We start from the raw sequence: 24,343 nt of genomic DNA on the forward strand, positions 1-24,343 counted from the left end.
CCGCGGGTGTCAGCGCGCGGTCGCGACCACGCGGTCGATGATCCGTTGCAGCTGTTGCGAATCGGTCGCGTCACGCGGTGCGTAGAGGAACAGGTAGGAGTCGGGCAGTCCGATGATCGGCCGACCGGCCAGAGGGTGGCGCTCACCCCAGCCGCGCCGGATGATCTCGGGCACGTCTGCGGGGTCGGCGACGACGTGTAGCGACCCCTGCGTGCCGTGTACATGGGCGATCTCACCGCGCGCGTGTGCGATCCAGGGACTCGCCGTCGCCCGATCGCGGACGAACAGCGCGTCACCGCGCCGTTCGAATCGACTCGTCGAGGTGACCATCGGGCCCGAGTCACCGACGCCGAACGCGGCCACGTGCTCGGCCAGTGCCCTGATCCGGTCGGGGTCGGTGACGGTGTGCAGTTCTCGATGCGGAATGGGATACGGGGCGATGGCCGGACGATCACCACGACGCTGCGGCAACGTGAAGTCACTCGGCGCAGCGTCGGGCGTCGCGTCGACGGTGATCGTGTCCCGCCCCCACGGCCGCAACGAGGTCGTCACCAGCCAGCCCACCGGGTTGGCAGGAAGGCCTCCCTCGCCGAGGGCCCGCCATCGCCGATAGTCCTCGAGTAGGGCCGCCATGGTGCCTCCGGTGTGTGTCGGCGGCAGACCTCTGATCTAGAGGTCCGACATGTCCAACACGAATCTGTACCGTACGTCGTTGCGCGACAACCGATCAAGAGCAGTGTTGATCTGCGCGGACGGTAACGTCTCGACATCCGCGGTGATGCCGTGCTCCCCGCAGAAATCCAACATGTCCTGGGTGTGGCGCCGACCGCCACTCCCCGCCGAGCTCACACTCTTCCGCCCGATCAACAGATCCAGGATGTCGACCGACGTCGCACCGAGGTGACCGAGGGAACACAGCGTCCCGTCCAGGGCCAGGCACCGGAGATACGGCGCGAGGTCGTGCTCGACCGGTACGCAGTCGACGATCAGATCCAACGCACCGGCCGTCGCGGCCATCGCGGAATCGTCGGTCGAGACGACCACGGTGTCGGCGCCGAGCGCCGAGGCCTCGGCGGCCTTGCCCGCGGATGTGGTGAACACCGTGACCGACGCCCCCAGGGCGTGCGCGAACTTCACGGCCAGATGGCCCAGCCCGCCGATACCCGCCACACCCACGCGGACGCCGGGGCCGACCTTCCACCGCCGCATCGGTTCCCACACCGTGATCCCGGCGCACATCAGCGGTGCGACGGCGGCGGGGTCGAGACCGGCCGGCCTGCGGTAGACGAAACGGTCTCGGACGACGTACTCGTCGGCGAACGCGCCCCTGGTCGTCGACCCGTCGTGGCGGTCGGTGCCCCCGTAGGTGAGGGTGGGGAACTCCCGGCAGAAGTTCTCCTGTCCGGCCCGACACATGTCGCACACGTCGCAGGAGTCGACGATGTTGCCGACGGCGACCGCATCACCGACCGCGAAATCGGTCACCGCGGTCCCCACCTCGCTGATCACTCCGACGAACTCGTGGCCGGGGACGACAGCGGTCGCCTCGTCACCTGCGACGACCGCGCGCTGGGCGTGCAGGTCGGTGTGGCAGACGCCGCAGTGGGTCACCCGTACGGCGACGTCATCGGGGCGGAGATCGCGTCGTTCGAAACGCCATCGGGACAACGGTTCGTCGGGTGCGGTTGCTCGGTATCCGGTCGTCGGACGCATGTCTTCTCCTCGGGTCGTGGCGGCCGCGAAGACCTAACCAACTGGTTGGAAACGACAGTATCCCGGTGTCGACGGGTTTACAACCAACCGGTTGGAAATGGGTAGACTCCCGCCATGGGAGATTCCGCGGCCACCCGAGAACGCATCCTCGACGCGGCGACCGTCGAGTTCGCCGACCACGGTATCGCCGGGGCACGGGTCGATCGGATCGCGGCTCGGGCGCGGGCCAACAAGTCGCTGATCTACAGCTACTTCGGCAACAAGGACGAACTGTTCGACCTGGTTTTCATGTCGAGGGTCGACTCCGACGTCGGCCGGACTCCGTTCGACGCCGACGATCTCCCCGGATACGCGGCGCGTCTCTACGACATGTATCTCGGCGACCCCCACCTGGTCCGACTGCTCACCTGGGCGCGACTCGAGCGGACCCCACACGGGGCGTTGTTCGCCGACGTGGCCGAGCGCGACGTCGAGGTGCTGGCCGCGATCGCCGATGCCCAGCGTCGCGGGGTGCTGGTCGAGGACATCGAATCGGACGACCTGTGGTCCATGCTCATCGCGATGGCCGCGACCTGGGCGCAGTCGGCGATCGTCTACACCGCCACCGAATCCGAGGATCACGACGTGCACGCGCGCCGTCGCACGGCGTTGTCTGCCGCGGTCTCGCGAGCGTTCTGCGCCCAGGTTCGCTCACCCGGATCATTGCGCTGAGCAACAAGGTCGCGAATCATGAGGACGATGTCGATGCGCACGGTGGCCAGGTGGGTGGCCATGCACGGGTTCATCCGTTTTCTCGCGAAACGGGCGGCTGCGGCGGGTGATCCACAGGCCAAACTGATCGCCGATCCGGCCACCCGGGCCGATGCGTCGGGCGTATACGCCGAGATCCGCGCCAAGGGGCCGCTCGTGGAGACGGCGTTGGCCGCCATCACCGTCGACCACGCCGTCGTGTTCGAGACGCTGCGCTCCGACGATTTCCGCACCATCATCCTCGGGTCGCGGCTGCCGGCACCGCTGCGGTGGATCGAGAAGCACACCCGCTCGGATGCTCTGCATCCGCTGCGGCCCCCGTCGTTGCTGGCCGTCGAACCGCCGGACCACACCCGCTACCGACGACTGGTGTCGTCGGTGTTCACCGCACGGGCGGTCGAGGCGATGCGTGCGGGCGTCCAGGACACCGCCGACGCCCTTCTCGACGAACTCGCAGGCACCACCGAGACCGTCGACATCGTCGAGCGGTACTGCGCGCTGCTGCCGGTCGCTGTCATCAGCGACATCCTCGGCGTCCCCGACGCCGACCGGATGCGTGTCCTGGAATTCGGGGAACTCGCCGCGCCCAGTCTCGACATCGGACTGACGTGGACGCAGTTCTCCGAGGTGGAGACGGGGCTCGTCGGATTCAACGCCTGGCTGACCGACCACCTGGCTGCGCTGCGCCGCTCCCCCGGCGACGATCTGTTCAGTCAACTGATCCGCGCCTCCGACGACGGGGTGTCGCTGACCGACACCGAGCTGCTCGGGGTCGCCGGACTCGTGCTCGCGGCGGGGTTCGAGACCACGGTCAACATCCTCGGCAGCGGCATCGACCTGCTGCTGCGCAACCCGGACCAACTCGAGGCCCTCCGGGAGGATCCGGCGTTGTGGCCCAACGCCGTTGACGAGATGTTGCGTCTCGAGGCACCCGTGCAGATGACCGCTCGTGTGGCGAAATCCCCGGTCGAGGTGGCCGGGGTCCGGATGGATCGGGGCGATCTCGCCATCCTGGTGCTCGCCGGGGCCAACCGCGACCCGAAGGTGTTCGACGACCCCGACCGGTTCGACGTCACGCGTGCGAACGCGGCCAAACACCTGTCGTTCTCGGGTGGCCGGCACTTCTGCCTCGGCGCGGCGCTGGCCCGGGCCGAGACCGAGGTGGGGCTCCGCTCGCTGTTCGATCGCTTCCCGGAGCTGCGCGGCGCCGGTGCCGGCACCAAGCGCGACACACGGGTGCTCAACGGATGGGCGCACCTGCCCGTCGAACTCGGTGCACGTCAGCGGACCGCGCGCGCCTGACAACATCTCGCGCCCGGGCCGGTGACGACCGCCGCGGTGTTAGGCTGACGCAACCCCGCCCGCTCGTGCGGGTTTCGCGAGTATGACGACGATGTCGGGGGCTCGCATGGTCGATCTCCCGCACCACTCCTCGGACAGCACCGAACACGACGACACGGTGTCGTCACCATCGGGCACCCAGCCGTCGGCGGACCGCCGTCTGTACTCCGGCCTCGGTGATCTGAGCCGGACCGCAGCACGGCTGACCGGCGCCGACGGTGCCGCGATAGCCCTGCTCACCGAATCGACCGGGGTCCGCGATCTCGTCCGGGCCACCGATGCGATGTCCTATCACCTCGACGAACTGCAGTTCACCCTCGGCGAGGGCCCGTGTCTCGACGTCTTCTCCCCCGCAGGCAGTCCGCAACTCGTGCCCGACATGGGTGCCGAGGTCGCGAGTCGGCGGTGGCCGGTGTTCACGGCCGAGGCGCGTGCGGTCGGCGTACAGGCGGTCTTCGCGTTCGCCATCAGTTCCGGCACCCGGCCACTGGGGGTGCTCGAGCTGTATCGGCGGACCGCGGGCGCGTTGAGCGAGGACGAGTCGCGGGTGGCGGTGGTGTGCGCCGAGACCGTGGCGACCACCATGGCGCAGAACTGGGATGCCGTCATCGCGCACCTCGGTCCCGGCAGCGACGCGACACAGGTGGCCGAATGGCTCGCCGCCGACGAAAGCATCGCGCAGGGCGTGAATTCGCGAGCGCAGGTGTACCTGGCGTCGGGGATGGTCGCCGTCCAGTTGCAGATCCCGACCACCGAGGCCATGGCCCGTCTGCGCGCCCACGCGTATCAGACCGGCCGTTCGATCACGGCCGTCGCCGACGACATCGTCGCCCGCAGACTCGACACGCGGGGCGCGTTCGACGGTGTCGAGGAGGACCGATGAGATCAGTCGGTGTCAGCGGGCGGTCGCGGTGACCGCTGAACAGTCACGGGTGGCCATCGCAGATCTGGCGAGCACGCTGACCGGTGATTTCGATCTGCCGGTCGTGATGCAGACGGTGGCCCGGTACGCGCGCGAAGGTCTGACGGCGTACTCCGCGACCGTGGTCCTGGTGGACCCCTATGTGCTCGGAGCGCCGTCGCGCGTCGCGCACATCGTGGCCGAATCCGTGGTCGACCGGCGGGAGGCCGACCAGATGCTGAACTCGACGGGCCCCGGCCTGGAGAGCGCCCTGGGCGGGGCGACGACCATGATGGCCGAGATCGCCGACGACACCCGCTGGCCCGCGTACCGCGAACGCGCCGCATTGCTGGGGATGCGTTCGGTCCGCGCCTATCCGATCAACGCGCTGTCGGTCGTCCTCGGATCGGTCGTCATCCACACGTCGGAACCGTGGGGTGTCACGCGGCCCAACGGACTCGGTCAGATGCTGGCGGATCTGACCGCTCTCGCCCTCACCGTGGGCACCGCACGAGAGCGCCGTGAGCACGCGTCGACCGCGGTCGGGCGGGTACTGGAGGGCAGCGCATCGATGGCCATCGCGATCGGCATCGTCGCCGCGGCCCGGGACATCGACGCCGACGCCGCACGCGACGAGCTGACCCGTCTGGCCCGAGCCCATGACGTGACCACCACCGAACACGCGACCGCGATCGTGGCCGGCCACGACTCTGCGCCCGGCGACCCGACCGCCGGCGGCACGCTGATCCCGCCTGCGGTCCCGGATCCGCCGCGCTACTTCACCAGCTGACCCGCACGGGCGGCGGGCGCGACGACGCTGGTCAGTCGTTGTCCGGGTCGTCCCCGGCGTCCGGACGTTCGACGGGGTCGCGGAGATACGCGATCGCGGTGTCGATGATCGGCTCGGCCGCCTGCGGCGAGGCATAGGCGAGTCGGCCGGCCAACGCTTCGAGCTCGTCGACGGCGAAACCGATGCGACGCACGGCTTCTGCGTTCTCCGAAGCGGACGCCGCGGCGATCAGGCGGTCGTCGAGTGCGAACACCTCGTCGTCGAGTCGGGTCAGTGACGCCGACACCGACGGTGTGGAGGTCAGGGTCGGGTTCTCGTGCACAGTGGCGATCGCGTAGCGAATCCGTCGGTGCGTGACGGCCTCGGGAACGTCGGAGGTCGTCCACTCGGCAGGCGCCCGGCCGGCGCGGCCGGGAACCAGGTCGGTGGATCGGGCGAAGCGGCGGACACGCATCGTCGAGTCGACGGCGAACCACGCCCCACCGAGGAGCACGAAGACGGCGAGGACAGCGGTCACCACGATGATCAGTGTCCCCATGCGTGTGCGCCTCCGCTGCGTCGTGTCGGTTCTGTTCTCACCGCACAACTGTGTCGAAGTCCGGACACGAAACACAAACGGATCGCCGCGGTGTCATCTCAGTCGACGACGGCGCGACCTCGGGAGTGCTCCCGGAACGGGCGCTTGGACATCTTCTCGATGTACATCGCGGCGTCGGCCGCGCGCCAGGCTCCGTCGAGTCCCTCCGCGATCGAGTACAGCCCGAACCCCACGGACGCGGACACGTCGCTCCTCGAGATCGTCCGCCGCAGTCGGTCCACCACCGCCTCGACCGTAGTGGCGGTGACGTCGGTGAGCAGGATCGCGAACTCGTCGCCGCCGATGCGGGCGATGATCCCGGGTTCGATGACCGTGTCGGTCAGCATCGTGGCGATCAGTCGCAGGTGATCGTCGCCGGCGTGGTGACCGTGCCGGTCGTTGACCTTCTTCAGATCGTCGAGATCGATGATCACGACCGCGCCGGGGTCGCCGAACCGGCGGAACCGGGCCTCCTCGGTCTCGAGGAGTCGCTGCCACCCGTTACGGCTGACCAGACCGGTCAGGGCGTCGGTGTCGGCGTTGCGTTGCGCTGCCTCGAGGGCGCGGGCGACGGCGGTCGCCTGCAGGTCCGCCTCGAGGATCCGTGCGAGCAGCGACGCGAGCAGCACGATCAGCTCCTCGTTGATCTCGGCCGTCTCGGGGAGCCGGCTGCGACCGAACCCGCACAGCGTGCCGAACAGTTTCCCGTCGGACGTCGTCAGGGGATAGCCGACGTACGACTCGACTCCGAGCCCGGACTTCTCCACGATCGCGGCGTACTCGGCGACGGCGTGTGGGTCGTCGATGAAGGTCGGGCGGGTACGGGTCACGGAGTACTGACACATCGAATCCGACCACGCCACCGAGTCACCCGATGACAGCCCGAGATCGGTGTCGTCGACGGAGAGGTAGATCTGTCGCTCGCCGTCGAATCGCGTGACCGTCCATGTCCCGATGGGGATCACCCGACGGAGATAGGCGAGGACATCGTCGGAGGCATCGTCGAAGCGCGGGGGCGCGGTCGGGACGTCGGTCATCCGAAGTCCTTCCACCAGGGACGCCCGGTCCGCGGTGGATCGGGTGGTTCGGTTACCTATCGCCGGACCGCGCTCGCCCGTTACCGTCCCGTGTTGTGATCTGTCACATCACACAGGGCCGACGGGTGGCGAGATGTCCGGAGGCGTCCGACTGGTCGGAACCGCCGCAGAACTAGAACGTGTTCTATACAGTTTTCCGACATGAGCTCGCAACAGGCGATACCCACCGTGGTCTGGGGTACGGGAAACGTGGGACGGGCCTCGATACGCGCGGTCGATGCGCATCCCGACCTCGAGCTGGCCGGGGTGATCGTGCACAGCCCCGCGAAGGTCGGCCGCGACGCCGGGGACCTGGCCGATCTCGGTCGATCGCTGGGCGTGATCGCCACCGACGACGTCGACACGACGCTCGCGGGTGCCACAGCGGTGGTCTACGCGGCGTCCGGCGACATCCGTCCCGACGACGCCCTCGCCGACATCGTCGGCGCGCTGCGACGAGGGCTGATCGTGGTCACCCCGTCGCTCTACGCCCTCTACGACCCCGCGTCGGCGCCGCCGGAGATCCGCGAACCGGTCGACGCGGCGATCACCGCGGGCGGCGGGAGCCTGTTCGTCTCCGGGGTCGACCCCGGGTGGGGAAACGACATCCTGCCCGTCCTCGCCACCGGTCTCGCCTCCACCGTCGACGAGGTCCGCTGCCAGGAGATCTTCGACTACACGACCTACGACCAGCCGGACTCGGTTCGGTACCTCATCGGCATGGGTCAGCCCATGGACTACGAGCCGCCGATGGTGGCGGCAACGGTCCCGACGATGGTGTGGGGAGGTCAGATCCGGCTCATCGCACGGGCGCTCGGGGTGGAGCTCGACGAGATCCGCGAGACCCTGGACCGTCGCGCCCTCGACGACACCATCGAGACGGCCCGAATGGGCACCTTCGAGCGGGGTACGCAGGGCGCGTTGCGGTTCGAGGTACAGGGGATCGTCGACGGCAGGCCGCTGATCGTCATCGAACACGTCACCCGCATCCATCCGTCCTGCGCGCCGGACTGGCCCACTCCCCCGGACGGCGGCGACGGCGCCCACATCGTGATCGTCGAGGGACGGCCCCGGATCGCGATCACCGTCGAGGCCACCGACGAGGACGGCAACCGCGCCGCCGGCGGGAACGCGACCGCGGTCGGACGCCTGGTCAACGCGTTGCCGTGGTTACGCGATGCGTCGGCGGGCCTGTACGACGCCCTCGACATACCGCTGTCCCCGGCGGTCGGAAAACTCTCACGGAAGGCACCGGCATGATCGTCGACGTACCCGACGGCAAGGACCCCATCAGCTACGTCTGGGGCGAGATGGTGCCCGGTATCGGGCCGGCCGCCGCAACACTGTCGTTGAAGGTCTACTTCGACTCGACCCTGGGGCTCCGGGAGTTCGAGGCCGCGCGGCTGCGCATCGCGCAGATCAACGGATGCGTCTTCTGCCAGGACTGGCGCACCGAACGCGACGGCCAGAAGGTCGAGGCCGACTTCGACCGGTCGGTGGCGCAGTGGCGGACCACCGACGCCTTCGACACCCGGACGCGGCTCGCCGCGGAGTACGCCGAGCGGTACGCGACCGACCACCACGGCATCGACGACGACTTCTGGGCGCGGATGAAGGCGGACTACACCCAGAACGAGATCGTCGAACTGAGCATGTGCCTGGGTTCGTGGCTCGCCTTCGGCCGACTCAACCGGGTGCTGGGACTCGACACCGCCTGCGTCCTGCCGACGCACTGATCCTCATCGACCGAGCAGGCGCGGCAGGCGCCGCTGGATGCGCTTGGCGGTGATCAACCGCGCCGAGAACGCGACCGCGAGCGACGCGATCAGCAACGCGGCGCTGATGATCCAGGTGTCGGTGTAGCCGGTGCCGCGGCCGACCGCGTTGCCGCTGAAGCCCAGGGTGATGCCACTGACGACGGCCGAGGCGAACGCGGGGTAGGACGCGCGATTCTCCAGACGGTGCTTCCAGTCGACGGCGTCGCGGCGCAGCTGAGCCTGCGATTCCCGCGGGTCGTGACGGGCCGCCTCGATGGCCAGTTCCAGATCCGGGTCGTGCCCGGCCTTCCAGGCACGCACCAGCGACCAGATCCATCCACCGACCACGACCGAGTCGCCCACAGCGAAGAACACCGTGCTCATCACTGTCACCGGTTCAGGCTAGCCGTCGCCGGGGCCACCCCGGACCGTTCAGTAGACGTCGCGCAGATATCGCTTGTCGGCCGCGAGCGCCTTGACGTAGGCGTCGGCACTGCTGGGGGCGAGTTTGCCGAACTGGGCCACGACTCCCTTGAGGGCGGCGTCGACGTCCTTGGCCATCCGGGTGGCGTCCCCGCACACGTAGAACGACGCCCCGCGATTGAGCCACTCCCAGAGTTCGGCGCCGTGTTCGCGCATCCGGTCCTGCACGTAGACCTTGTCCGACTGGTCCCGGGAGAAGGCCACGTCGAGCCGGGACAGGTGTCCCTCGCCGAGCAGGTCCGCGAGTTCGTCACGGTAGTAGAAGTCGCTGCCGATGTGCTGTTCGCCGAAGAACAGCCAATTCGGGCCGGTGTGGCCCAGCGCCCGGCGCTCGTGGAGGAACGCGCGGAACGGCGCGACACCGGTGCCGGGCCCGACCATGATCATCGGTGTCTCCGGGTCGGCCGGCGGTCGGAAGTGCGTCGACCGCTGCACGAAGATGCCGATGTCGTCACCGTCGGCGTGGTCGGCCAGGTAGGTCGAGCACACCCCGCGGCGGGCGACGCCGTGCACGTTGTACCGCACCGCGGCCACCGTCAGCTGCACCTCGTGGGGACTCTCCCGTGGGCTCGACGAGATGGAGTAGAGACGCGGCCGCATGGGCTTGAGCACCCGGAGCCATTCGTCGACCGAGGCGTGCACGGGGTGCATCGCGAGCAGGTCCACCGACTGCCGGCCCCAGGTCCAGTCGGCGAGGGTCTCACGGTTCTCCGGCAGCATCATCGCCTCGAGATCGACGTCGGCGGTGCGTTTGACGACGAACCGCAGCAGGTCCGGCGTGATCCGGGCGATCTCGAGGTCCTCGCGCAGCGCCTGCCGCAGCGGGCGGGCGCCCGTGTCGCCGATCTCGACGACGGTGTCGCCGTCGAGGTGCGTGACCTCGAGCCACTCGTCGATCAGGTGGGGGCTGTTGCGGGGCCACACCCCCAACGCGTCGCCGGCCGCGTAGGTGAGGGTGTTCTCGGGCAGATGGAACCCAAACTGTCGGACGTCCTTGCTCGATCCCGCCGCATTGAGTGGGGTGTTACGCACCAGCGAGGTGATCAGCGGGGACTTCTTGCCGTACTCCACGGTCGCGGCCGGGGCTCGGTTCACCGCTCGAGTAGTGCCCGCGTCCGGTCGGTCCATGGGCCCGGTCGCCGCCGCGTCGTCACCGAGATGCGCGCTGACCGAATCGAGCCACGCATTGGCGGTCTCCTCGTAGTCGGGTTCGCAGTCGGCGCGGTCGATGATGCGGTCGGCGCCGAGTTCGGCCAGCCGCTCGTCGAGTTTGCGACCGTGGCCGCAGAAGTCGGCGTAGTTCGAGTCGCCGAACGCCAGCACCGAGAACTTCACGCCGGTCAGCGGCGGGGCATCCGACGAGCTGACGTGCTCCCAGAACCCGCCTCCGTTGTCCGGGGCGTCGCCGTCGCCGGTGGTACTCGTGATCAACAGCGCGGCATCGTGTTCGGCGAGCGCGGCGACCGGGAACTCGTCCATCGTGTGCATCGACACCCCTACGCCGGTGGCGCGGAGACGTTCGGCGGCCGCTTCGGCGAACTCCTCCGCGGTGCCGGTCTGCGAGGCACACAGCACCACCGCGGTCCGGGCTGCGGCCTCGGACTCCTCACCGATCGCGGGCGTCGCACCGCCCGAGCCGTCGACATCGGCGCGCGCGAACATGCCTGCGAGAACCCCGTCGACCCAGGCTCGTGTCTCCGGTCGCAGGGGTGCGGTGGTGGGGACGGTCGGGACACCGACGCTCCCGCGCGTCGCCGCGGCGCGCAGCCCGGAGAGGAGCCCGGCGACCCACAGTTGCTCGGTGTCGGTCAGTTCCACCGCCTGTGCGCTCACGCCCAGCGCACCGGCGAGCGCGTCGATCCGGTCGGGCGCCGCAGACCGTGCGGGTGTCGAACCGGTGTCGGTGTCGTGCTCGTGGTCGTGGTCGGTGCCTGCGGCCGCGACACGCACGAGCTGTACGGCGCACGCCTTGAACTCGGGCTGCTGCGAGTCCGGGTCGACCGCGTCGTTGGTGACCGCATTGATCGCGAGATCGGCGCCGAACACGTCGTTCCAGTGGAACGGGGTGAAGCAGTTGCCGCGACGGACGCGATCACTGAGCTGCGCGGGCAGCACCGCCCGGCCGCGACGGGACGCGATCTCCACCGGGTCGCCGGCCGCGATACCGCGCTCGGCGGCGTCGTCGGGGTGGATCTCGACGAAGGGGCCCGGGTTGAGTCTGGTCAGTTTCGCGACCTTCCCGGTCTTGGTCATCGTGTGCCACTGATGCGGGAGTCGGCCGGTGTTCAGGACGAACGGGAAGTCGTCGTCGGGCATCTCGGCGGGCGCCATGGCCGGGCGCGCGAGGAACTGGGCGCGACCGCTCGGGGTGGGGAACGACAGCCGCGGGGTCGAGCCGTCCTCGGCGATCCGCAGGGTCTGGCTCACGCCGTCGTTGAGATAGCGGATCGGGTGCCGGGTGCTCTCCGAGTCCGGCGGGCAGGGCCACTGGATCGCGTTCTGCCGCAACCGTTCGTAGGTGATGCCACGCAGGTCGTATCCGGTACGGGGGTTGGCGAACTCGGTGATCTCGGTGAAGATCTCCTCGGCACACGTGTAGTCGAACGCGTCGGCGTAGCCGAGTTCGCAGGCCATCATGGCGATGATCTGCCAGTCCGGCATGGCCTCGCCGGGGGCGTCGAGCGCCGGTTGGCACAGCGTCACCGTGCGCTCGGAGTTCACCATCACACCGTCGAACTCGGTCCACAGCGCCGCGGGCAGCACGACGTCGGCGTGGGCGTTGGTCTCGGTGTCGGCGAACGCGTCCTGGGCGATCACGAGTTCGGCCCGTTCCAGACCGGCGATGACGGTGGATCGATTCGCAACGCTGGCAACGGGATTGGTACAGATGATCCAGCACGCCCGGATCTGTCCGTCGGCCATCCGGGAGAACATGTCGATGGTCCCACCCCCGACGTCGGTGCGGATCGTCCCCTGGGCCAGCCCCCACTTCTGTTCGACGAAGGCCCGATCGGCGTCGACGGTGGCTGCGCGTTGACCGGGCAGCCCCGGGCCCATGTACCCCATCTCGCGACCGCCCATCGCGTTCGGCTGCCCCGTGAGCGAGAACGGGCCGCTCCCGGTCCGACAGATCGCGCCGGTCGCGAGATGCAGGTTGCACAGGGTGTTGGTGTTCCAGGTGCCGTGGGTCGACTGGTTCAGCCCCATCGTCCAGCAGCTCATCCAGTTGTCGGCCTCGCCGATCCACCGCGCCGCGGTCCGAAGGTCTGCCTCGGCGATCCCGCACACCTCGCTGACCTCGGCCGGGCCGTAGTCGGCGAGGAACTCCGGCATCTCCTGCCAACCGTCGGTGAACCGGTCGATGAAGTCGCGGTCGATGTGGTCCTGCGCGACGAGGAGATGCAGGATGCCGTTCATCAGCCACAGATCGGTGCCGGGCGCGATCTGCAGGAACAGGTCGGCCTTGTCGGCGGTCGCGGTGCGGCGGGGATCGACGACGATGAGTTTCGCGCCCTGTTTGACGCGGTCGAGCATCCGCAGGTGCAGGATCGGATGGCAGTCGGCCATGTTCGCGCCGGTCACGAAGAAGACGTCCGCGTGCTCGAAGTCCTCGTACGACCCGGGCGGCCCGTCCGCCCCGAGCGACTGCTTGTACCCGGTTCCCGCACTCGCCATGCACAGACGCGAGTTCGACTCGATCTGGTTGGTGCCGATGAAGCCCTTCGCGAGCTTGTTCGCGAGGTACTGAGCCTCCATCGACATCTGGCCCGAGACGTACAGCGCGACCGCGTCGGGCCCGTGTTCGTCGATGATCGCGCGGAGGCGGCTCGCGGTGGCGCGGATGGTGGCGGCGGTGTCGGCGGGCTCGAGCGGCGCGGTGCGATCGGTGCGGGTACGTGCCGTCGCGAGTCGGCCCGGTGCCGCCAGCATGTCCGCGGTCGTGCTGCCCTTGGTGCACAGGCGACCGAAGTTGCTCGGGTGATCCCGGTCGCCGACGGTCTTGGTGATGGTGGGGGCTCCGGAGGGCGCCGACCCGATCTGCAGCACCATGCCGCAGCCCACGCCGCAGTACGCGCACACCGATCTGACCATGCCCCCACTGTGTCGACCCCGCGGATCTGAGCGATTACATGGCTGTGTGTCCGAGGTGACGATCTCCTCACCGAGGGTGATCTGGCGTCGTGAGACCGGGTCCGGACACATCGGACCATCGCGATTGCAACTCTGCCGATGTGGCGTGCCGGGTGGGACCCGGCCCGTCCACACGTCGGTCGAGATCGGATAGTCTCGCGCGGGTGACCGAACACGAATTCGGGTTGCGCACGAAAGCGATTCACGCAGGTGCCCGACCCGATCCGCACACAGGTGCGCGCGCCGTCCCGATCTACCAGACGGCGAGTTATGTCTTCGCCGATGCCGCCGACGCGGGCGATCTCTTCGCCCTGCAGAAGTACGGCAACATCTACAGCCGCATCGGCAATCCCACCGTCGCCGCGTTCGAGGAACGGATGGCCAGCCTCGAGGGCGGGATCGGCGCGGTGGCCACCGCGAGCGGCCTGTCCGCGGAGTTCGCGGTGTTCGCGACCCTCGCCGGCGCGGGCGATCACATCGTCGCCGCAGCCGGCCTCTACGGCGGCACCGTCACCCAGCTCGACGTCACCCTGCGCCGGTTCGGTGTCGACACCACCTTCGTGGTCGGCACCGACCCGGCCGACTACGCGGCGGCCATCACCGACTCGACGAAACTGATCTACGCCGAGGTGATCAGCAACCCGTCCGGCGAGATCGCCGACCTCGAGGGACTCGCCGCCGTGGCCCACGAGCACGGCCTGCCCCTCGTCGTCGACTCCACCATGGCGACCCCGTGGCTGTGCCGTCCGCTGGAGTTCGGCGCCGACATCGTCGTGCACTCGGCCACCAAGTTCCTCGGCGGTCACGGCACCACGCTCGGCGGTGTGATCATCGAGTCCGGCCGATTCGACTGGGGTTCGGGCCGTTTCCCGGCCATGACCGACCCGGTGGCGGCGTACGGCGGGCTGAGCTGGTGGGGCAACTTCGGTGAGTACGGGTTCCTGACGAAGGTCCGCAGCGAACAGGTCCGCGATCTCGGTGCGAGCCTCGCGCCCACCTCGGCGTTCCAACTGATCCAGGGGATCGAGACGCTCCCCCAGCGGATGGACGCGCACATCGCCAACACCCGCGCCGTCGCGCAATGGCTGGACGCCGACCCCCGCGTCTCCTACGTGCGGTGGGCCGGTCTGCCGGACCACCCGCACGCCGAACGCGCCGCGAAGTATCTCCCGGCCGGACCGGGTGCGGTGTTCGCGTTCGGCATCGAGGGCGGTCGTGTCGCCGGCCAGAAGTTCGTCGAGAGCGTCCGGCTCGCCAGCCACGTCGCGAACATCGGCGACGTCCGCACCCTGGTCATCCACCCGGCGAGCACCACCCACCGCCAGCTCACCGACGCCCAGCTCGAGGGGGCAGGCGTGGGTCCGGAACTGATCCGGATCAGCGTCGGCATCGAGGACCCGGCCGACATCATCTGGGATCTCGATCAGGCCCTCACACAGGCGACGTCGCAGTCAGGGGTCGACGCATGACCGCACAACGCACCTGGCAGGGTCCGTCGGCGCAACGCCGGCGTGAACTGCTCCTCGACACCAGGACGATCGCGATCGTCGGCGCCTCGGCCAACCCGGCGCGGGCGAGCTACTTCGTCAACCGCTACCTGTCGTCGACGTCGGACTACACCATCTACCTGGTGAACCCGACCATCGACAACGTGGACGGGACGCCGGTCTACCCGACGCTCGCCGATCTCCCCGAGACGCCCGACCTCGTCGATGTGTTCCGCCGACACGACGACCTGCCCTCGGTGCTCGACGAGACCATCGCGGTCGGTGCCCGGGCGATCTGGCTGCAGCTGGGGCTGTGGCACGAGGACGTCGCACACAGGGCCGAGGAGGCGGGCCTGACGGTGGTGATGGACCGGTGCATCAAGATCGAACACGCACGGTTCCACGGCGGGCTGCACCTGGCCGGTTTCGACACCGGTGTGATCGACTCGCGACGCCGATCAGGCCTCTGACCGGCTGATCCGCGGCGTACTGCCAGTATGGGGAGTGTGACCCGCAACGACGCCACCACGATCCCGATCACCGACGACTCGACCAACGGCTATCTCCCCATCGCCGATCACGGCGTCATCGGCGACCTCCGGACGGCCGCACTGGTCGGCATCAACGGTCGGATCGACTGGTTCTGCTGCCCCCGCTTCGACTCCCCCAGCGTGTTCGGCGCGCTGCTCGACTCGGGCAAGGGCGGTTCGTGGGACGTCGCCATGGTCGACGGACTGGTGTCGACGAAGCAGTTCTACCTGCCGGACTCGAACGTCCTCGTCACCCGCTTCATGAGCGAGGACGGTGTCGCCGAGGTCCAGGACCTGATGCCACTGACCAAGCCCAAGGACCCCGACCACCGCACCCGGATCGTGCGTCGGATCGAGTGCGTCCGTGGGCGGGTGACGATGTCGATGCGCCTGGATCCGCAGTTCGACTACGGCCGCGCCGAACGTACCGTCGAGGCCGACGGCGACCGCCGGTTCACCCTGTCCGGCGGTGACCTCACGCTGCACCTCGCCGCCGATGTCCCGCTGGAGCTCGCCGACGACGACACCGTGACCGCCACGGTGCAACTCGGCGTCGGCGAGACGGCCACGTTCTCCCTCGGGGTCGACGAGATCCCGGACGACGAGGTCGATTCCGTCGCATCCGGCCACATCGTCCACGCCACGGTGCGGTTCTGGCAGTCGTGGCTCGCGCAATCGAACTACAAGGGCCGGTGGCGCGAGATGGTGCACCGCTCGGCGCTCGCCCTGAAGCTGATGACGCACGAGCCGACCGGGGCCATCGTGGCGTCGGTCACCACGGCGCTGCCCGAGGAGATCGGCGGCGAACGCAACTGGGACTACCGGTATGTGTGGATCCGCGACGCGGCCTTCTCCCTGTACGGGTTGCTGCGTCTGGGGTTCAACGACGAGGCCGCGGCCTTCATGAGCTGGCTCACCGATCGGTTCAGTGACGGAGGCGACGAGGACGGCCGCCCGCTGCGCCTGATGTACACGATCGACGGTGAGACCCCGCCCGATGAGCACTCACTGGAGCACTGGGAGGGGTATCGGGGATCAACGCCGGTCAACGTGGGCAACGGCGCCACCAATCAGCTGCAGCTCGACATCTACGGCGAACTGATCGACTCGGTCTATCTGTTCAACAAGTACGGCGCGGGTATCTCCTACAACTCGTGGAATCAGTTGTGCGAGGTCATGTCCTGGCTGGTCGACAACTGGGATCAATCCGACGAGAGCATCTGGGAGGTGCGGTCGGAGTCCCAGAACTTCGTCTACTCCCGCCTGATGTGCTGGGTCGCCTTCGAGCGGATGATCCGGATGAGCAGGCAGCGCGGACTGCCCGGCGACGTCGGCACCTGGATGGCGACACGCGACGAGATATTCCACCAGATCATGGAGAAGGGCTGGAACGACAAGCGCCAGGCGTTCACCCAGACCTTCGAGTCCGATCACCTGGATGCGTCGCTGCTGCTGATCCCAGCGGTGAAGCTGCTGTCCCCCACCGATCCCCGGTTCTTGTCCACCCTGGAGGCCATCGAGGGTCAACTGGTCAGCGACTCACTGGTGTTCCGGTACGACGCGAGCGATCACGACGACGGCCTCAGCGGCACCGAGGGCACGTTCTCGCTGTGTTCGTTCTGGTACGTCGAGGCGTTGACCCGGGTGGGTCGTCGAGCCGACGCACGGTTGGCGTTGGAGAAGATGTTCACCCACGCCAACCATCTCGGTCTCTACGCCGAGCAGGTCGGTCTGACCGGTGAACAACTCGGCAACTTCCCGCAGGCGTTCACCCACCTGGCGTTGATCTCGGCCGCGTTCAACCTGGACCGCGAACTCGGCGCCTGACCGTCCTGCAGGAGCCGGTGCGGTGCGGTAGTGATGACGGATGAACAGAATCGAACTCACCGAGGTGATCACGGCGAACCGGATCAGCCGCGGGCTGACCTGGCAGCAGCTGGCCGACGCGATCGACCGGCCGGTCGTGTGGACGACCGCGGCGCTGCTGGGCCAGCACCCGATCCCGCGTCCGGAGGCCGAGATCCTCGTCGAGAAGCTCGGACTCGACACCGACGTCATCCCACTGCTCGGAGCGGTCCCGGTGCGGGGCACCGACCGTGACGTCGCCATGTCCGACCCGACGATCTATCGCCTGTACGAGGCGCTGGCGGTGTACGGCCCCGCGATCAAGGAACTGATCCACGAGAACTTCGGCGACGGCATCATGAGCGCCATCAACTTCAGCGTCGACATCGACAGGAAGACGCACCCGACCGGGGACCGTGTCGTCATCACCCTTGACGGCAAGTTCCTGCCCTACGACTGGGTCAGCGGCGACTGACCCGGCCGCACAGCGTTTTTCAGGACGCGGTGGTGAACCATCCGACCGGTGCGGCGAGGTCGTCGGCCGCGCCGGGACCCATCGATCCCGCCTCGTACGGCTGGACCGCAGGCGGGTTGTCGAGCAGCGGCGCGGCCACCTCCCAGACGTGGGCGAGACCGTCGGGCCGGGTGAACAACGACCGGTCGCCGTCGAGCACGTCGTAGAGCAGTCGCGAATACGGGGACAGCCCACCGCCATCGGTCGGTGCGACGGTGTCGAGGGGCAGATCGAGATGCGCCACGGTCAGATCCTCGCCCGGTCCGGGCTTCTTCACGGTCACGGTGACGTCGATCGCGCCGTCGCCGGAGAGGTCGAACGTGAGCGCGGCGCCGTCGGCGGGCAGGTGCTTGATGGGGCCGTCGTCGGGCCGTCGGAACACCAGCGTCACCCGCTGCGCGGAGGCGCCGAGCATCTTGCCGGTGCGCATCACGAACGGCACGTCGCGCCAGCGATCGGTGTCCACCCACATGCGGGCCGCGACGTAGGTGTCGGTGTTGGAATCGTCTGCGATGCCCTCGGTCTCACGGAACCCCCGATACTGCCCGAGGACGACCTCGGCGGTGTCGATGGGCCGGAAGGCGGCGATGACCGATTCACGGGCGCTCTGCAGATCGTCGGCACCCAGGCTGATCGGCGGCTCCATGGCCACCTCGGCCGCGACCTGGAACAGATGGGTGACGAGCATGTCGAGGACGGCACCGGTGGCGTCGTAGAACTCGGCGCGGTCGTCGATGTCGAGGGTCTCGGGCACGTCGATCTGGACCTGCTCCACGTGCTCGCGATTCCACAACCCGGCGAACATCCCGTTGGCGAAACGCAGGATGTGCAGGTTCTGGGTGCTCTCCTTGCCCAGGAAGTGATCGATCCGGTAGACCTGCTGCTCGTCGAAGACCTCGTGCACCGCGGCGTCGAGCTGCTCGAACGCCTTCTGTGATGTGCCGAAAGGCTTCTCGTACACCACACGCGATCCCTCGGCGAGGCCGTGCTCGCCCAGTGCCTTGGTGTAATCGGTGAAGGTCGCGGGCGGCAGCGCGATGTAGTGCACGAGCTGCACGTCGTCGCCGTCGAAGTCGTCGTCGTTGCGCACCTCGTCGATGACGTCGGGCAACGCGCCCGGGTCCTCGGCGGTGAAACCACCACCGGCGAACCGGAGGTTCTCGGCGAACGTCTTCCACGTGTCGTTGTCGGTGCCCGGACCGAACTCGTCGAGCGCGTCCTTGACGTGGTTGCGGAACTCGTCGTCGGTCCGCTTCCCGCGGCCGTTGCCGATCAGTCGCCAGCGTGCGGGGAGCAGGTCTCGTTGCGCGAGTTCGAAGAACGCGGGCAAGACCATTCGCTTCGCGAGATCTCCGGTCGAACCGAAGAGAACGAAGACCGTGGGGGTGTCGTCAGCCATGACACCACTATGCCTGCCGCGCGGTGTGCTCGGCGCGGCGAGCCGTCAACGACGGGTCAGTGCGAAGACCGGGATCTCGCGATCGGTGCGCTTCTCGTACAGCGTGAAGTTGGGCCAGGTGCGCACCATCACGTCCCAGAGGCGTGCGCGTTCGGCCCCGGAGATCTCCCGCCACGCCACCGGCACCGTCTCGCGGTCGACGACGATCTCGGCCTTCTCGGTCGCCCGGAGGTTGAGCACCCAGACGGGCATCTTCTGTGCGCCGAAATACGAACCGGCGATCAACCATCCGCCCTCGTGCGGCACGCACAGCAGTGGTGTCGACCGGATCGCGCCGCTCTTGCGGCCGGGCACCCGCAGCATCAGGTTGGGCAGACCGGCGATGTCGAGGACGCTGACGCGTCCGGAGGTGAATCGCTGCAGCCGACTGTCCCACTTCTCGATCTGGGGTAGCGCTTTCGGCATCCACGAGATGGCGCCGATCTTGACGGCGAGCGGTGTGAGCAGTCCCATGTGTCGACGGTAGTCAGCGGCGATCGCCGGTGCGCAGTGACCCCGGCGACTCGGTCATGAACTCGCCGAGGAGTCGGGCGACGGTCTCAGGTGCCTCGACCTGCGGGAAGTGTCCGACGCCGGGCAGGACCTCGAGGCGACTGTCCGGCATCGCCTCGTGCGCCGCGTATCCGTGTTCGACGGGGATGATCGCGTCGTCGTCGCCCCAGATCAACAGCGTGGGCAGTCCCGTGTTCAGGTAGAGGCGACTCAGGGCGCTGACGGCCTGGCCGCGGTGATCGACCACCGATCGCAACGTCCGGAGGAAGGCCTGACGGGTCTCGCGGTCCCCGAGCGAGGCGTGGGCCTGCCACATCTCGTTGGCCCGCGGGGCGCGGAGTCCCCGGGCGGTGAGCCAGGAGTGCACGGCCGTGCCCGCGGTGATGATCGGTCTGGACGCGATGACGGGCATCAACAACTCTGCGCCGGGGGCGGCCAGCAACCGCAGGGTCCAACTGACGTCGGGTCCGAGGCCGCCGCTGCCGATCAACGACAAACGCTCGCAGTACTCGGGGTGCTGATAGGTGAACTGCATGGCCACGCCGCCTCCGAGAGACTGACCCACGACGGTCACGCGGTCGATCTCGAGTTCGTCGAGCAGGTCGCGCAGCCAGGCGGCGAACGACCCCAGCGAGTAGTCACCGCGCGGCTTTCCCGACTCGCCGTGGCCGGGCAGATCGGGTGCGATCAGGCGATACCGGGTCGCCAGCGACGGCATCACCCCGCGCCAGGTGGTCGAGTTGCCCGCCATGCCGTGGATCAGCAGGATCGCGTCGCCGGTGCCGGCGTCGCGGTAGGCGACACGCTCACCGTGGATGCGGGTGTGGGTGATGCCGGTCATGGATGTCCGCCTTCGTGTGGAGCCGACGGCCGGAGCCGGCGGGGCAACCACCAGTTGATGGGTCCGAGTGCTGCCACGAGCGCCGGTGCGAGAACGCCCCGCACGATCGTGGCGTCGATGATGATCCCGAGGGCCAACGCCGTCGCCAGGATCTTGACGTCGGTGGCAGGCACCCGGGACAGCGAGATGAACGCCAGGAACAGGACCAGCGCGGCGCAGGTGACGAGTCGGCCCGTGCGGGCCAGTCCGACCACGGTCGCCTCGTCGGTGTCACCGGTGGAGTCGTACTCCTCCCGGATGCGACTGAGCAGGAACACCTCGTAGTCCATGGACAGCCCGAAGAGGAAGGCGAACACCGCGATCGGGATCCACACGGTGATGGCGCCGGAGGAGTCCTGGTCGAACAACAGTTGCGTTCCGACGCCGTCCTGCCAGACGAGCACCGTGATCCCGTACGCGGCGGCCAGCGAGATCACGTTGAGCAGCAACGCCTTCAGCGGGAGCACGATCGATCGCAGCGCACGCACGAGCAGTGCGAACGTGACGATCACGATGATGAGGATGATCCACCACGCGTTGCCGTAGACGGCGTCGATGAAGTCCGCGTTCTGCGCGGGTGCCCCGCCCACGTCGGCGCCGGTCTTCTCCGCGGCGGTTCGGATCGCGGCCGCCGCGTCGGCCCCGGTCCCGCTGGACGCGTCGGCGGTCGTCCATGCGTCGACCACCGAACGCCCGCCGGCCGTCCACGATCCCGGCGCGATGACGGCGGCGACCCCGTCGACGTCGGAGACGGCGGCGATGACCCGCTGGGGATCGGTGGTGACGATCTCGACCGGTGCGGTCAGTCCCGCGCCGAGACCGGACTCCTCGACGTGGGTGATCGCGGCTCCGGCCGGGCCGCCGGTGGATGCGAGCGAGTCGTTGGTCGGCTGGCCGAGTTGCAGGCCGACGAGTGGGGCCGCCATCGCGATCAGTACGACGATCGCGGCGATCGCCGACCACCAGCGGTGTCGGACGACGATGACACCGACCCGGTGCCAGAGTCTGCTGTCGGGGTCCGTCGATCGCCGGTGGGGCCACGCGAGTCGCGGGCCCACGGTCAGCAGGAGTGCGGGCAGCAACGTCAGCGCTGCGATCACACTGACCACCGGGATGAGCAGACCGGTGAAGCCGATGCTGCGCAAAAACGGGACCGGTAGGGCGATGAGCGCGGCGAGGCTGACCGCGACGGTGATGCCGGAGAACAACACCGACCGTCCCGCGGTCACCATCGCGCGGCGTACCGCCTCGGCGTTGTCGGCGCCGTGGCCGCGTTCCTCCCGCCATCGGGTCACCAGCAGCAGGGCGTAGTCGATGGCGACGCCCAGGCCGATCAGGGCGAGCAGGTACTGCACGATGAACGACACGTCGGTGACCGCGGTGAGACCCCAGACGATGAGGAACGTCGTCAGGATCGACGCCGCGGCGATGAGCAGCGGCATGATCGCGAGGAACGAACCGAAGACCAACGCGAGGACGACGAGGGCGCCGACGCCGCCGAACAGTGTCTCGGCGAGGATGTCGACGCCTCCCCCACCGCCGCCGCTGGCGAGTTCCTCCTGACCCGTGACCGTCACCGGCACCCCGGTGGACTCCTGCACCTGCGTGGCAACCGATTTCACCGCGGGCAGTGCTGCGCCGTAGACGTCGGAACCCGGCAGTGGGCGCGGGTACACGGCCACCACCCCGACCGTCTTGTCCTTCGACAGCAGCGCAGGCTGGTCGGCGAACGACGCGACGCGGGCACCCGGCGCCGCCTGCGCGGCGAGCCGGCCGACCGTCTCGCCTGCCGAGATGGGGACCGGCTGCTCGCGGTCGCCCACGACCACCAGGATCGGCGGGTTGCCGCCGCCGTTGCCGAACTGCTCGATGATGTCGAGGTTCGATTCGTACCCGGGCTGACCCGGCAGGCTGAAGTCGTAGCTCAGGGCCGTGGTGGCCTGCGGCGCGGCGTACCCGCCGACCACCGCGAGGAGCAGCCACGCGGCCAGCACCCAACGACGGTGTCCGATGACCAGGCGTGCGAGTCGCTCCATCGTGGGTTCCTTGCCGCGTCGCGGGTCAGGCGGTCAGTGCCGCCAGGTTGTCCACCGAGGACCGTACGTCGGACTCGATGACCCGGGCGACGAGTTTGCCCACCGGGCCGCTGAGCAGCCCGCCGCTGAGATCGGCCGTCAGGTCGAAGGTGGATCCGCTCCCGTCGGGTGAGACGGTCATCGACAGATCGATCTTCACCCCGCCGCGACCGGTGCCCTTGAGTCCGATGCGCTTCGGCTCGTCGTACTCGGTCACGGTCCAGTTGATCGTGTTGCGGAAGCCCTTCACCTTGATCAACGACGAGGCCTTCGTGCCCTTCGCGATCGTCGTGGGGACATCGGACTTCCATCCGGCGAAGATGGTCAGCCATTCGTCGAACCGCTGCAGATCCGACGCCAGCGCCCACGCGGCCGCGGGTTCGAGGTCGGAGCGGACGGTCACAGTCACACTTGCCACCGGTTGATTCCTCCTGCTGCACGCACGGTGCATGTCTGGGTTTCTGGTGTCGTGTGCACCGCATGCGCGACGTCGCCGGTGGGTACCGGATCGGTCGCTCTGGGTTCCACAGTGCTTGACGTGACGGTACCGGTAGCCGTCGGAGCGCGCGGTATCGTGGCCCGACGCCGCTGTTGAGGTGGTGACCCGGGTCACCCGGGCACCCGCGGCCCCGGCCACGCCGGTCCGGGGGGACATCTACGGAAGGTAACTCTCACCCATGACCGATCTCGACCCGTTCTACGAGGACGTACAGGCCCACTACGACCTCTCCAACGACTTCTTCGACCTCTTCCTCGATCCGTCGCGGATGTACAGCTGCGCGTACTTCGAGCAGGACGACTTCACGTTGGAGCAGGCGCAGTACGCGAAGATCGATCTCTCCCTGGGCAAGCTCGGACTCGAGCCGGGCATGACTCTGCTCGACGTCGGCTGCGGGTGGGGTACCACCATCAAGCGCGCGATGGAGCGCTACGACGTCAACGTGATCGGGCTGACGTTGAGCAAGAACCAGTACGAGCTCGTCAACGCGTCGCTCGCCGAGGCGACCCCTGCGGGCCGGACCGCCGAGGTGCGGCTGCAGGGGTGGGAGGAGTTCGACCAGCCCGTCGACCGGATCGTCAGCATCGGCGCGTTCGAGCACTTCCGGGCCGAGCGGTACCCGCAGTTCTTCGAGAAGACCTACAACCTGCTGCCTGCCGACGGACGCATGTTGCTGCACACGATCGTCGCGTTCAACCGGCATGTCATCCGGGAGAAGGGCCTGCCGATCACCCGGGACGTCCTGCAGTTCGCCCGCTTCATCGCCAACGAGATCTTCCCCGGTGGTCAGCTGCCCGAGCCGCACGACGTCGAGCGGGAGTCGACCGCCGCCGGCTTCACGGTCGAGAAGATCCAGCCGCTGCAGCAGCACTACGCGCGCACCCTCGACATCTGGGCCGACGCTCTCCAGAAGCGTCGTGAGGACGCGATCCGTATCGCGTCCGAAGACGTCTACAACACCTACATCCACTACCTGACCGGGTGCGCCGACTACTTCCGCAACGGCTACATCGACGTCATGCAGTTCACGCTCGCCAAGTAGG

22 protein-coding genes are annotated in these 24,343 nt (G+C 68.4%); 11 read left to right on the top strand and 11 right to left on the bottom strand.

Annotated elements, in window-relative coordinates; all coding sequences use genetic code 11:
• Positions 1-9: 9 nt before the first annotated feature.
• Both LX13_RS20245 and LX13_RS20250 read right to left on the bottom strand, forming a co-directional pair.
• Positions 10-633: a luciferase domain-containing protein gene (locus tag LX13_RS20245; protein ID WP_253663135.1), complete on the bottom strand. Its 624-nt coding sequence runs from the start codon at positions 631-633 to the stop codon at positions 10-12.
• Positions 634-669: 36 nt separating this feature from the next.
• Complete coding sequence (locus LX13_RS20250; protein ID WP_253663136.1) at positions 670-1,713, bottom strand: NAD(P)-dependent alcohol dehydrogenase; 1,044 nt, start codon at positions 1,711-1,713, stop codon at positions 670-672.
• Between the two features lie 114 nt (positions 1,714-1,827).
• Here LX13_RS20250 and LX13_RS20255 point away from each other — a divergent pair, with 114 nt between their 5' ends.
• The 4 genes from LX13_RS20255 (at position 1,828) to LX13_RS20270 (ending at position 5,495) form a co-directional block, all read left to right on the top strand.
• Entirely contained in the window at positions 1,828-2,424 is a 597-nt protein-coding gene (locus tag LX13_RS20255; protein ID WP_253663137.1) for a TetR/AcrR family transcriptional regulator, read from the top strand.
• 33 nt (positions 2,425-2,457) lie between these two features.
• Positions 2,458-3,765 carry a cytochrome P450 gene (locus LX13_RS20260; protein ID WP_253663617.1) on the top strand — a complete coding sequence of 436 codons (1,308 nt, stop codon included), beginning with the start codon at positions 2,458-2,460 and terminating at the stop codon, positions 3,763-3,765.
• A gap of 91 nt (positions 3,766-3,856) precedes the next feature.
• Positions 3,857-4,687, top strand: a complete 831-nt coding sequence (locus LX13_RS20265; protein WP_253663138.1) for a GAF and ANTAR domain-containing protein — start codon at positions 3,857-3,859, stop codon at positions 4,685-4,687.
• A gap of 28 nt (positions 4,688-4,715) precedes the next feature.
• The gene (locus LX13_RS20270) at positions 4,716-5,495 is read left to right on the top strand and encodes a GAF domain-containing protein (RefSeq protein WP_253663139.1); all 780 of its coding nucleotides are present in this window, start codon (positions 4,716-4,718) and stop codon (positions 5,493-5,495) included.
• A gap of 31 nt (positions 5,496-5,526) precedes the next feature.
• On the opposite strand, the gene LX13_RS20275 is transcribed toward LX13_RS20270, so the two are convergent.
• Complete coding sequence (locus LX13_RS20275; protein WP_253663140.1) at positions 5,527-6,033, bottom strand: hypothetical protein; 507 nt, start codon at positions 6,031-6,033, stop codon at positions 5,527-5,529.
• A gap of 98 nt (positions 6,034-6,131) precedes the next feature.
• A complete protein-coding gene (locus LX13_RS20280; RefSeq protein WP_253663141.1) occupies positions 6,132-7,109 on the bottom strand; it encodes a sensor domain-containing diguanylate cyclase in 978 nt (325 codons plus the stop codon).
• A 201-nt stretch (positions 7,110-7,310) separates the two neighbouring features.
• Between LX13_RS20280 and LX13_RS20285 the strand changes: the two genes are divergently transcribed.
• Positions 7,311-8,408 (top strand): NAD(P)H-dependent amine dehydrogenase family protein, encoded by a 1,098-nt coding sequence (locus tag LX13_RS20285; RefSeq protein WP_253663142.1) that lies wholly within the window; start codon positions 7,311-7,313, stop codon positions 8,406-8,408.
• Positions 8,405-8,884: a carboxymuconolactone decarboxylase family protein gene (locus tag LX13_RS20290; RefSeq protein ID WP_253663143.1), complete on the top strand. Its 480-nt coding sequence runs from the start codon at positions 8,405-8,407 to the stop codon at positions 8,882-8,884. The genes LX13_RS20285 and LX13_RS20290 overlap by 4 nt, the downstream gene beginning before the upstream one ends.
• Positions 8,885-8,887: 3 nt before the next feature.
• On the opposite strand, the gene LX13_RS20295 is transcribed toward LX13_RS20290, so the two are convergent.
• Positions 8,888-9,298 carry a hypothetical protein gene (locus LX13_RS20295; protein WP_253663144.1) on the bottom strand — a complete coding sequence of 137 codons (411 nt, stop codon included), beginning with the start codon at positions 9,296-9,298 and terminating at the stop codon, positions 8,888-8,890.
• A 39-nt stretch (positions 9,299-9,337) separates the two neighbouring features.
• A complete protein-coding gene (locus LX13_RS20300; protein ID WP_253663145.1) occupies positions 9,338-13,480 on the bottom strand; it encodes a bifunctional nitrate reductase/sulfite reductase flavoprotein subunit alpha in 4,143 nt (1,380 codons plus the stop codon).
• Between the two features lie 203 nt (positions 13,481-13,683).
• On the opposite strand from LX13_RS20300, the gene LX13_RS20305 reads away from it, so the two are divergent.
• Genes LX13_RS20305 through cynS form a run of 4 tightly spaced genes read left to right on the top strand, consistent with a single transcriptional unit; the run spans position 13,684 to position 17,856 of the window.
• A complete protein-coding gene (locus tag LX13_RS20305) occupies positions 13,684-14,988 on the top strand; it encodes an O-acetylhomoserine aminocarboxypropyltransferase/cysteine synthase family protein (protein ID WP_253663146.1) in 1,305 nt (434 codons plus the stop codon).
• Entirely contained in the window at positions 14,985-15,476 is a 492-nt protein-coding gene (locus tag LX13_RS20310) for a CoA-binding protein (RefSeq protein WP_253663147.1), read from the top strand. Before LX13_RS20305 ends, LX13_RS20310 begins: the two co-directional genes overlap by 4 nt.
• 27 nt (positions 15,477-15,503) lie before the next feature.
• A complete protein-coding gene (locus LX13_RS20315) occupies positions 15,504-17,363 on the top strand; it encodes a glycoside hydrolase family 15 protein (protein ID WP_372499977.1) in 1,860 nt (619 codons plus the stop codon).
• 40 nt (positions 17,364-17,403) lie between these two features.
• Positions 17,404-17,856, top strand: a complete 453-nt coding sequence (gene cynS, locus LX13_RS20320; RefSeq protein ID WP_253663149.1) for a cyanase — start codon at positions 17,404-17,406, stop codon at positions 17,854-17,856.
• A gap of 19 nt (positions 17,857-17,875) precedes the next feature.
• Here the strand turns inward: cynS and LX13_RS20325 are convergent, their stop codons facing one another.
• The 5 genes from LX13_RS20325 to LX13_RS20345 are packed head-to-tail and all read right to left on the bottom strand — an operon-like array spanning position 17,876 to position 23,219.
• Positions 17,876-19,294, bottom strand: a complete 1,419-nt coding sequence (locus LX13_RS20325) for a glucose-6-phosphate dehydrogenase (RefSeq protein WP_253663150.1) — start codon at positions 19,292-19,294, stop codon at positions 17,876-17,878.
• 45 nt (positions 19,295-19,339) lie between these two features.
• A complete protein-coding gene (locus LX13_RS20330; RefSeq protein WP_253663151.1) occupies positions 19,340-19,807 on the bottom strand; it encodes a nitroreductase family deazaflavin-dependent oxidoreductase in 468 nt (155 codons plus the stop codon).
• Positions 19,808-19,820: 13 nt separating this feature from the next.
• Entirely contained in the window at positions 19,821-20,687 is an 867-nt protein-coding gene (locus LX13_RS20335) for an alpha/beta fold hydrolase (protein ID WP_253663152.1), read from the bottom strand.
• Positions 20,684-22,762, bottom strand: a complete 2,079-nt coding sequence (locus LX13_RS20340) for an MMPL family transporter (RefSeq protein WP_253663153.1) — start codon at positions 22,760-22,762, stop codon at positions 20,684-20,686. Before LX13_RS20340 ends, LX13_RS20335 begins: the two co-directional genes overlap by 4 nt.
• Before the next feature lie 25 nt (positions 22,763-22,787).
• On the bottom strand, positions 22,788-23,219 hold the full coding sequence (locus LX13_RS20345) for a type II toxin-antitoxin system Rv0910 family toxin (RefSeq protein WP_253663154.1): 432 nt from the start codon (positions 23,217-23,219) through the stop codon (positions 22,788-22,790).
• Between the two features lie 259 nt (positions 23,220-23,478).
• Between LX13_RS20345 and LX13_RS20350 the strand changes: the two genes are divergently transcribed.
• Positions 23,479-24,342, top strand: a complete 864-nt coding sequence (locus LX13_RS20350; RefSeq protein ID WP_253663155.1) for a cyclopropane mycolic acid synthase family methyltransferase — start codon at positions 23,479-23,481, stop codon at positions 24,340-24,342.
• Position 24,343 lies beyond the last annotated feature (1 nt).

Source organism: Williamsia maris, assembly GCF_024171815.1.
Taxonomy (GTDB): Bacteria; Actinomycetota; Actinomycetes; order Mycobacteriales; family Mycobacteriaceae; genus Williamsia_A; species Williamsia_A maris.

What these genes read in the sequence shown, in the direction of transcription:
- LX13_RS20340 (WP_253663153.1), bottom strand. Translation starts at nt 22,762, where the DNA reads ATGGAGCGACTCGCACGCCTGGTCATCGGACACCGTCGTTGGGTGCTG.
- LX13_RS20350 (WP_253663155.1), top strand. Translation starts at nt 23,479, where the DNA reads ATGACCGATCTCGACCCGTTCTACGAGGACGTACAGGCCCACTACGAC.
- LX13_RS20290 (WP_253663143.1), top strand. Translation starts at nt 8,405, where the DNA reads ATGATCGTCGACGTACCCGACGGCAAGGACCCCATCAGCTACGTCTGG.
- LX13_RS20330 (WP_253663151.1), bottom strand. Translation starts at nt 19,807, where the DNA reads ATGGGACTGCTCACACCGCTCGCCGTCAAGATCGGCGCCATCTCGTGG.
- LX13_RS20250 (WP_253663136.1), bottom strand. Translation starts at nt 1,713, where the DNA reads ATGCGTCCGACGACCGGATACCGAGCAACCGCACCCGACGAACCGTTG.
- LX13_RS20275 (WP_253663140.1), bottom strand. Translation starts at nt 6,033, where the DNA reads ATGGGGACACTGATCATCGTGGTGACCGCTGTCCTCGCCGTCTTCGTG.
- LX13_RS20315 (WP_372499977.1), top strand. Translation starts at nt 15,504, where the DNA reads ATGGGGAGTGTGACCCGCAACGACGCCACCACGATCCCGATCACCGAC.
- LX13_RS20300 (WP_253663145.1), bottom strand. Translation starts at nt 13,480, where the DNA reads ATGGTCAGATCGGTGTGCGCGTACTGCGGCGTGGGCTGCGGCATGGTG.
- LX13_RS20280 (WP_253663141.1), bottom strand. Translation starts at nt 7,109, where the DNA reads ATGACCGACGTCCCGACCGCGCCCCCGCGCTTCGACGATGCCTCCGAC.
- LX13_RS20245 (WP_253663135.1), bottom strand. Translation starts at nt 633, where the DNA reads ATGGCGGCCCTACTCGAGGACTATCGGCGATGGCGGGCCCTCGGCGAG.
- LX13_RS20260 (WP_253663617.1), top strand. Translation starts at nt 2,458, where the DNA reads ATGCGCACGGTGGCCAGGTGGGTGGCCATGCACGGGTTCATCCGTTTT.
- LX13_RS20325 (WP_253663150.1), bottom strand. Translation starts at nt 19,294, where the DNA reads ATGGCTGACGACACCCCCACGGTCTTCGTTCTCTTCGGTTCGACCGGA.
- LX13_RS20255 (WP_253663137.1), top strand. Translation starts at nt 1,828, where the DNA reads ATGGGAGATTCCGCGGCCACCCGAGAACGCATCCTCGACGCGGCGACC.
- cynS (WP_253663149.1), top strand. Translation starts at nt 17,404, where the DNA reads ATGAACAGAATCGAACTCACCGAGGTGATCACGGCGAACCGGATCAGC.
- LX13_RS20310 (WP_253663147.1), top strand. Translation starts at nt 14,985, where the DNA reads ATGACCGCACAACGCACCTGGCAGGGTCCGTCGGCGCAACGCCGGCGT.
- LX13_RS20285 (WP_253663142.1), top strand. Translation starts at nt 7,311, where the DNA reads ATGAGCTCGCAACAGGCGATACCCACCGTGGTCTGGGGTACGGGAAAC.
- LX13_RS20335 (WP_253663152.1), bottom strand. Translation starts at nt 20,687, where the DNA reads ATGACCGGCATCACCCACACCCGCATCCACGGTGAGCGTGTCGCCTAC.
- LX13_RS20265 (WP_253663138.1), top strand. Translation starts at nt 3,857, where the DNA reads ATGTCGGGGGCTCGCATGGTCGATCTCCCGCACCACTCCTCGGACAGC.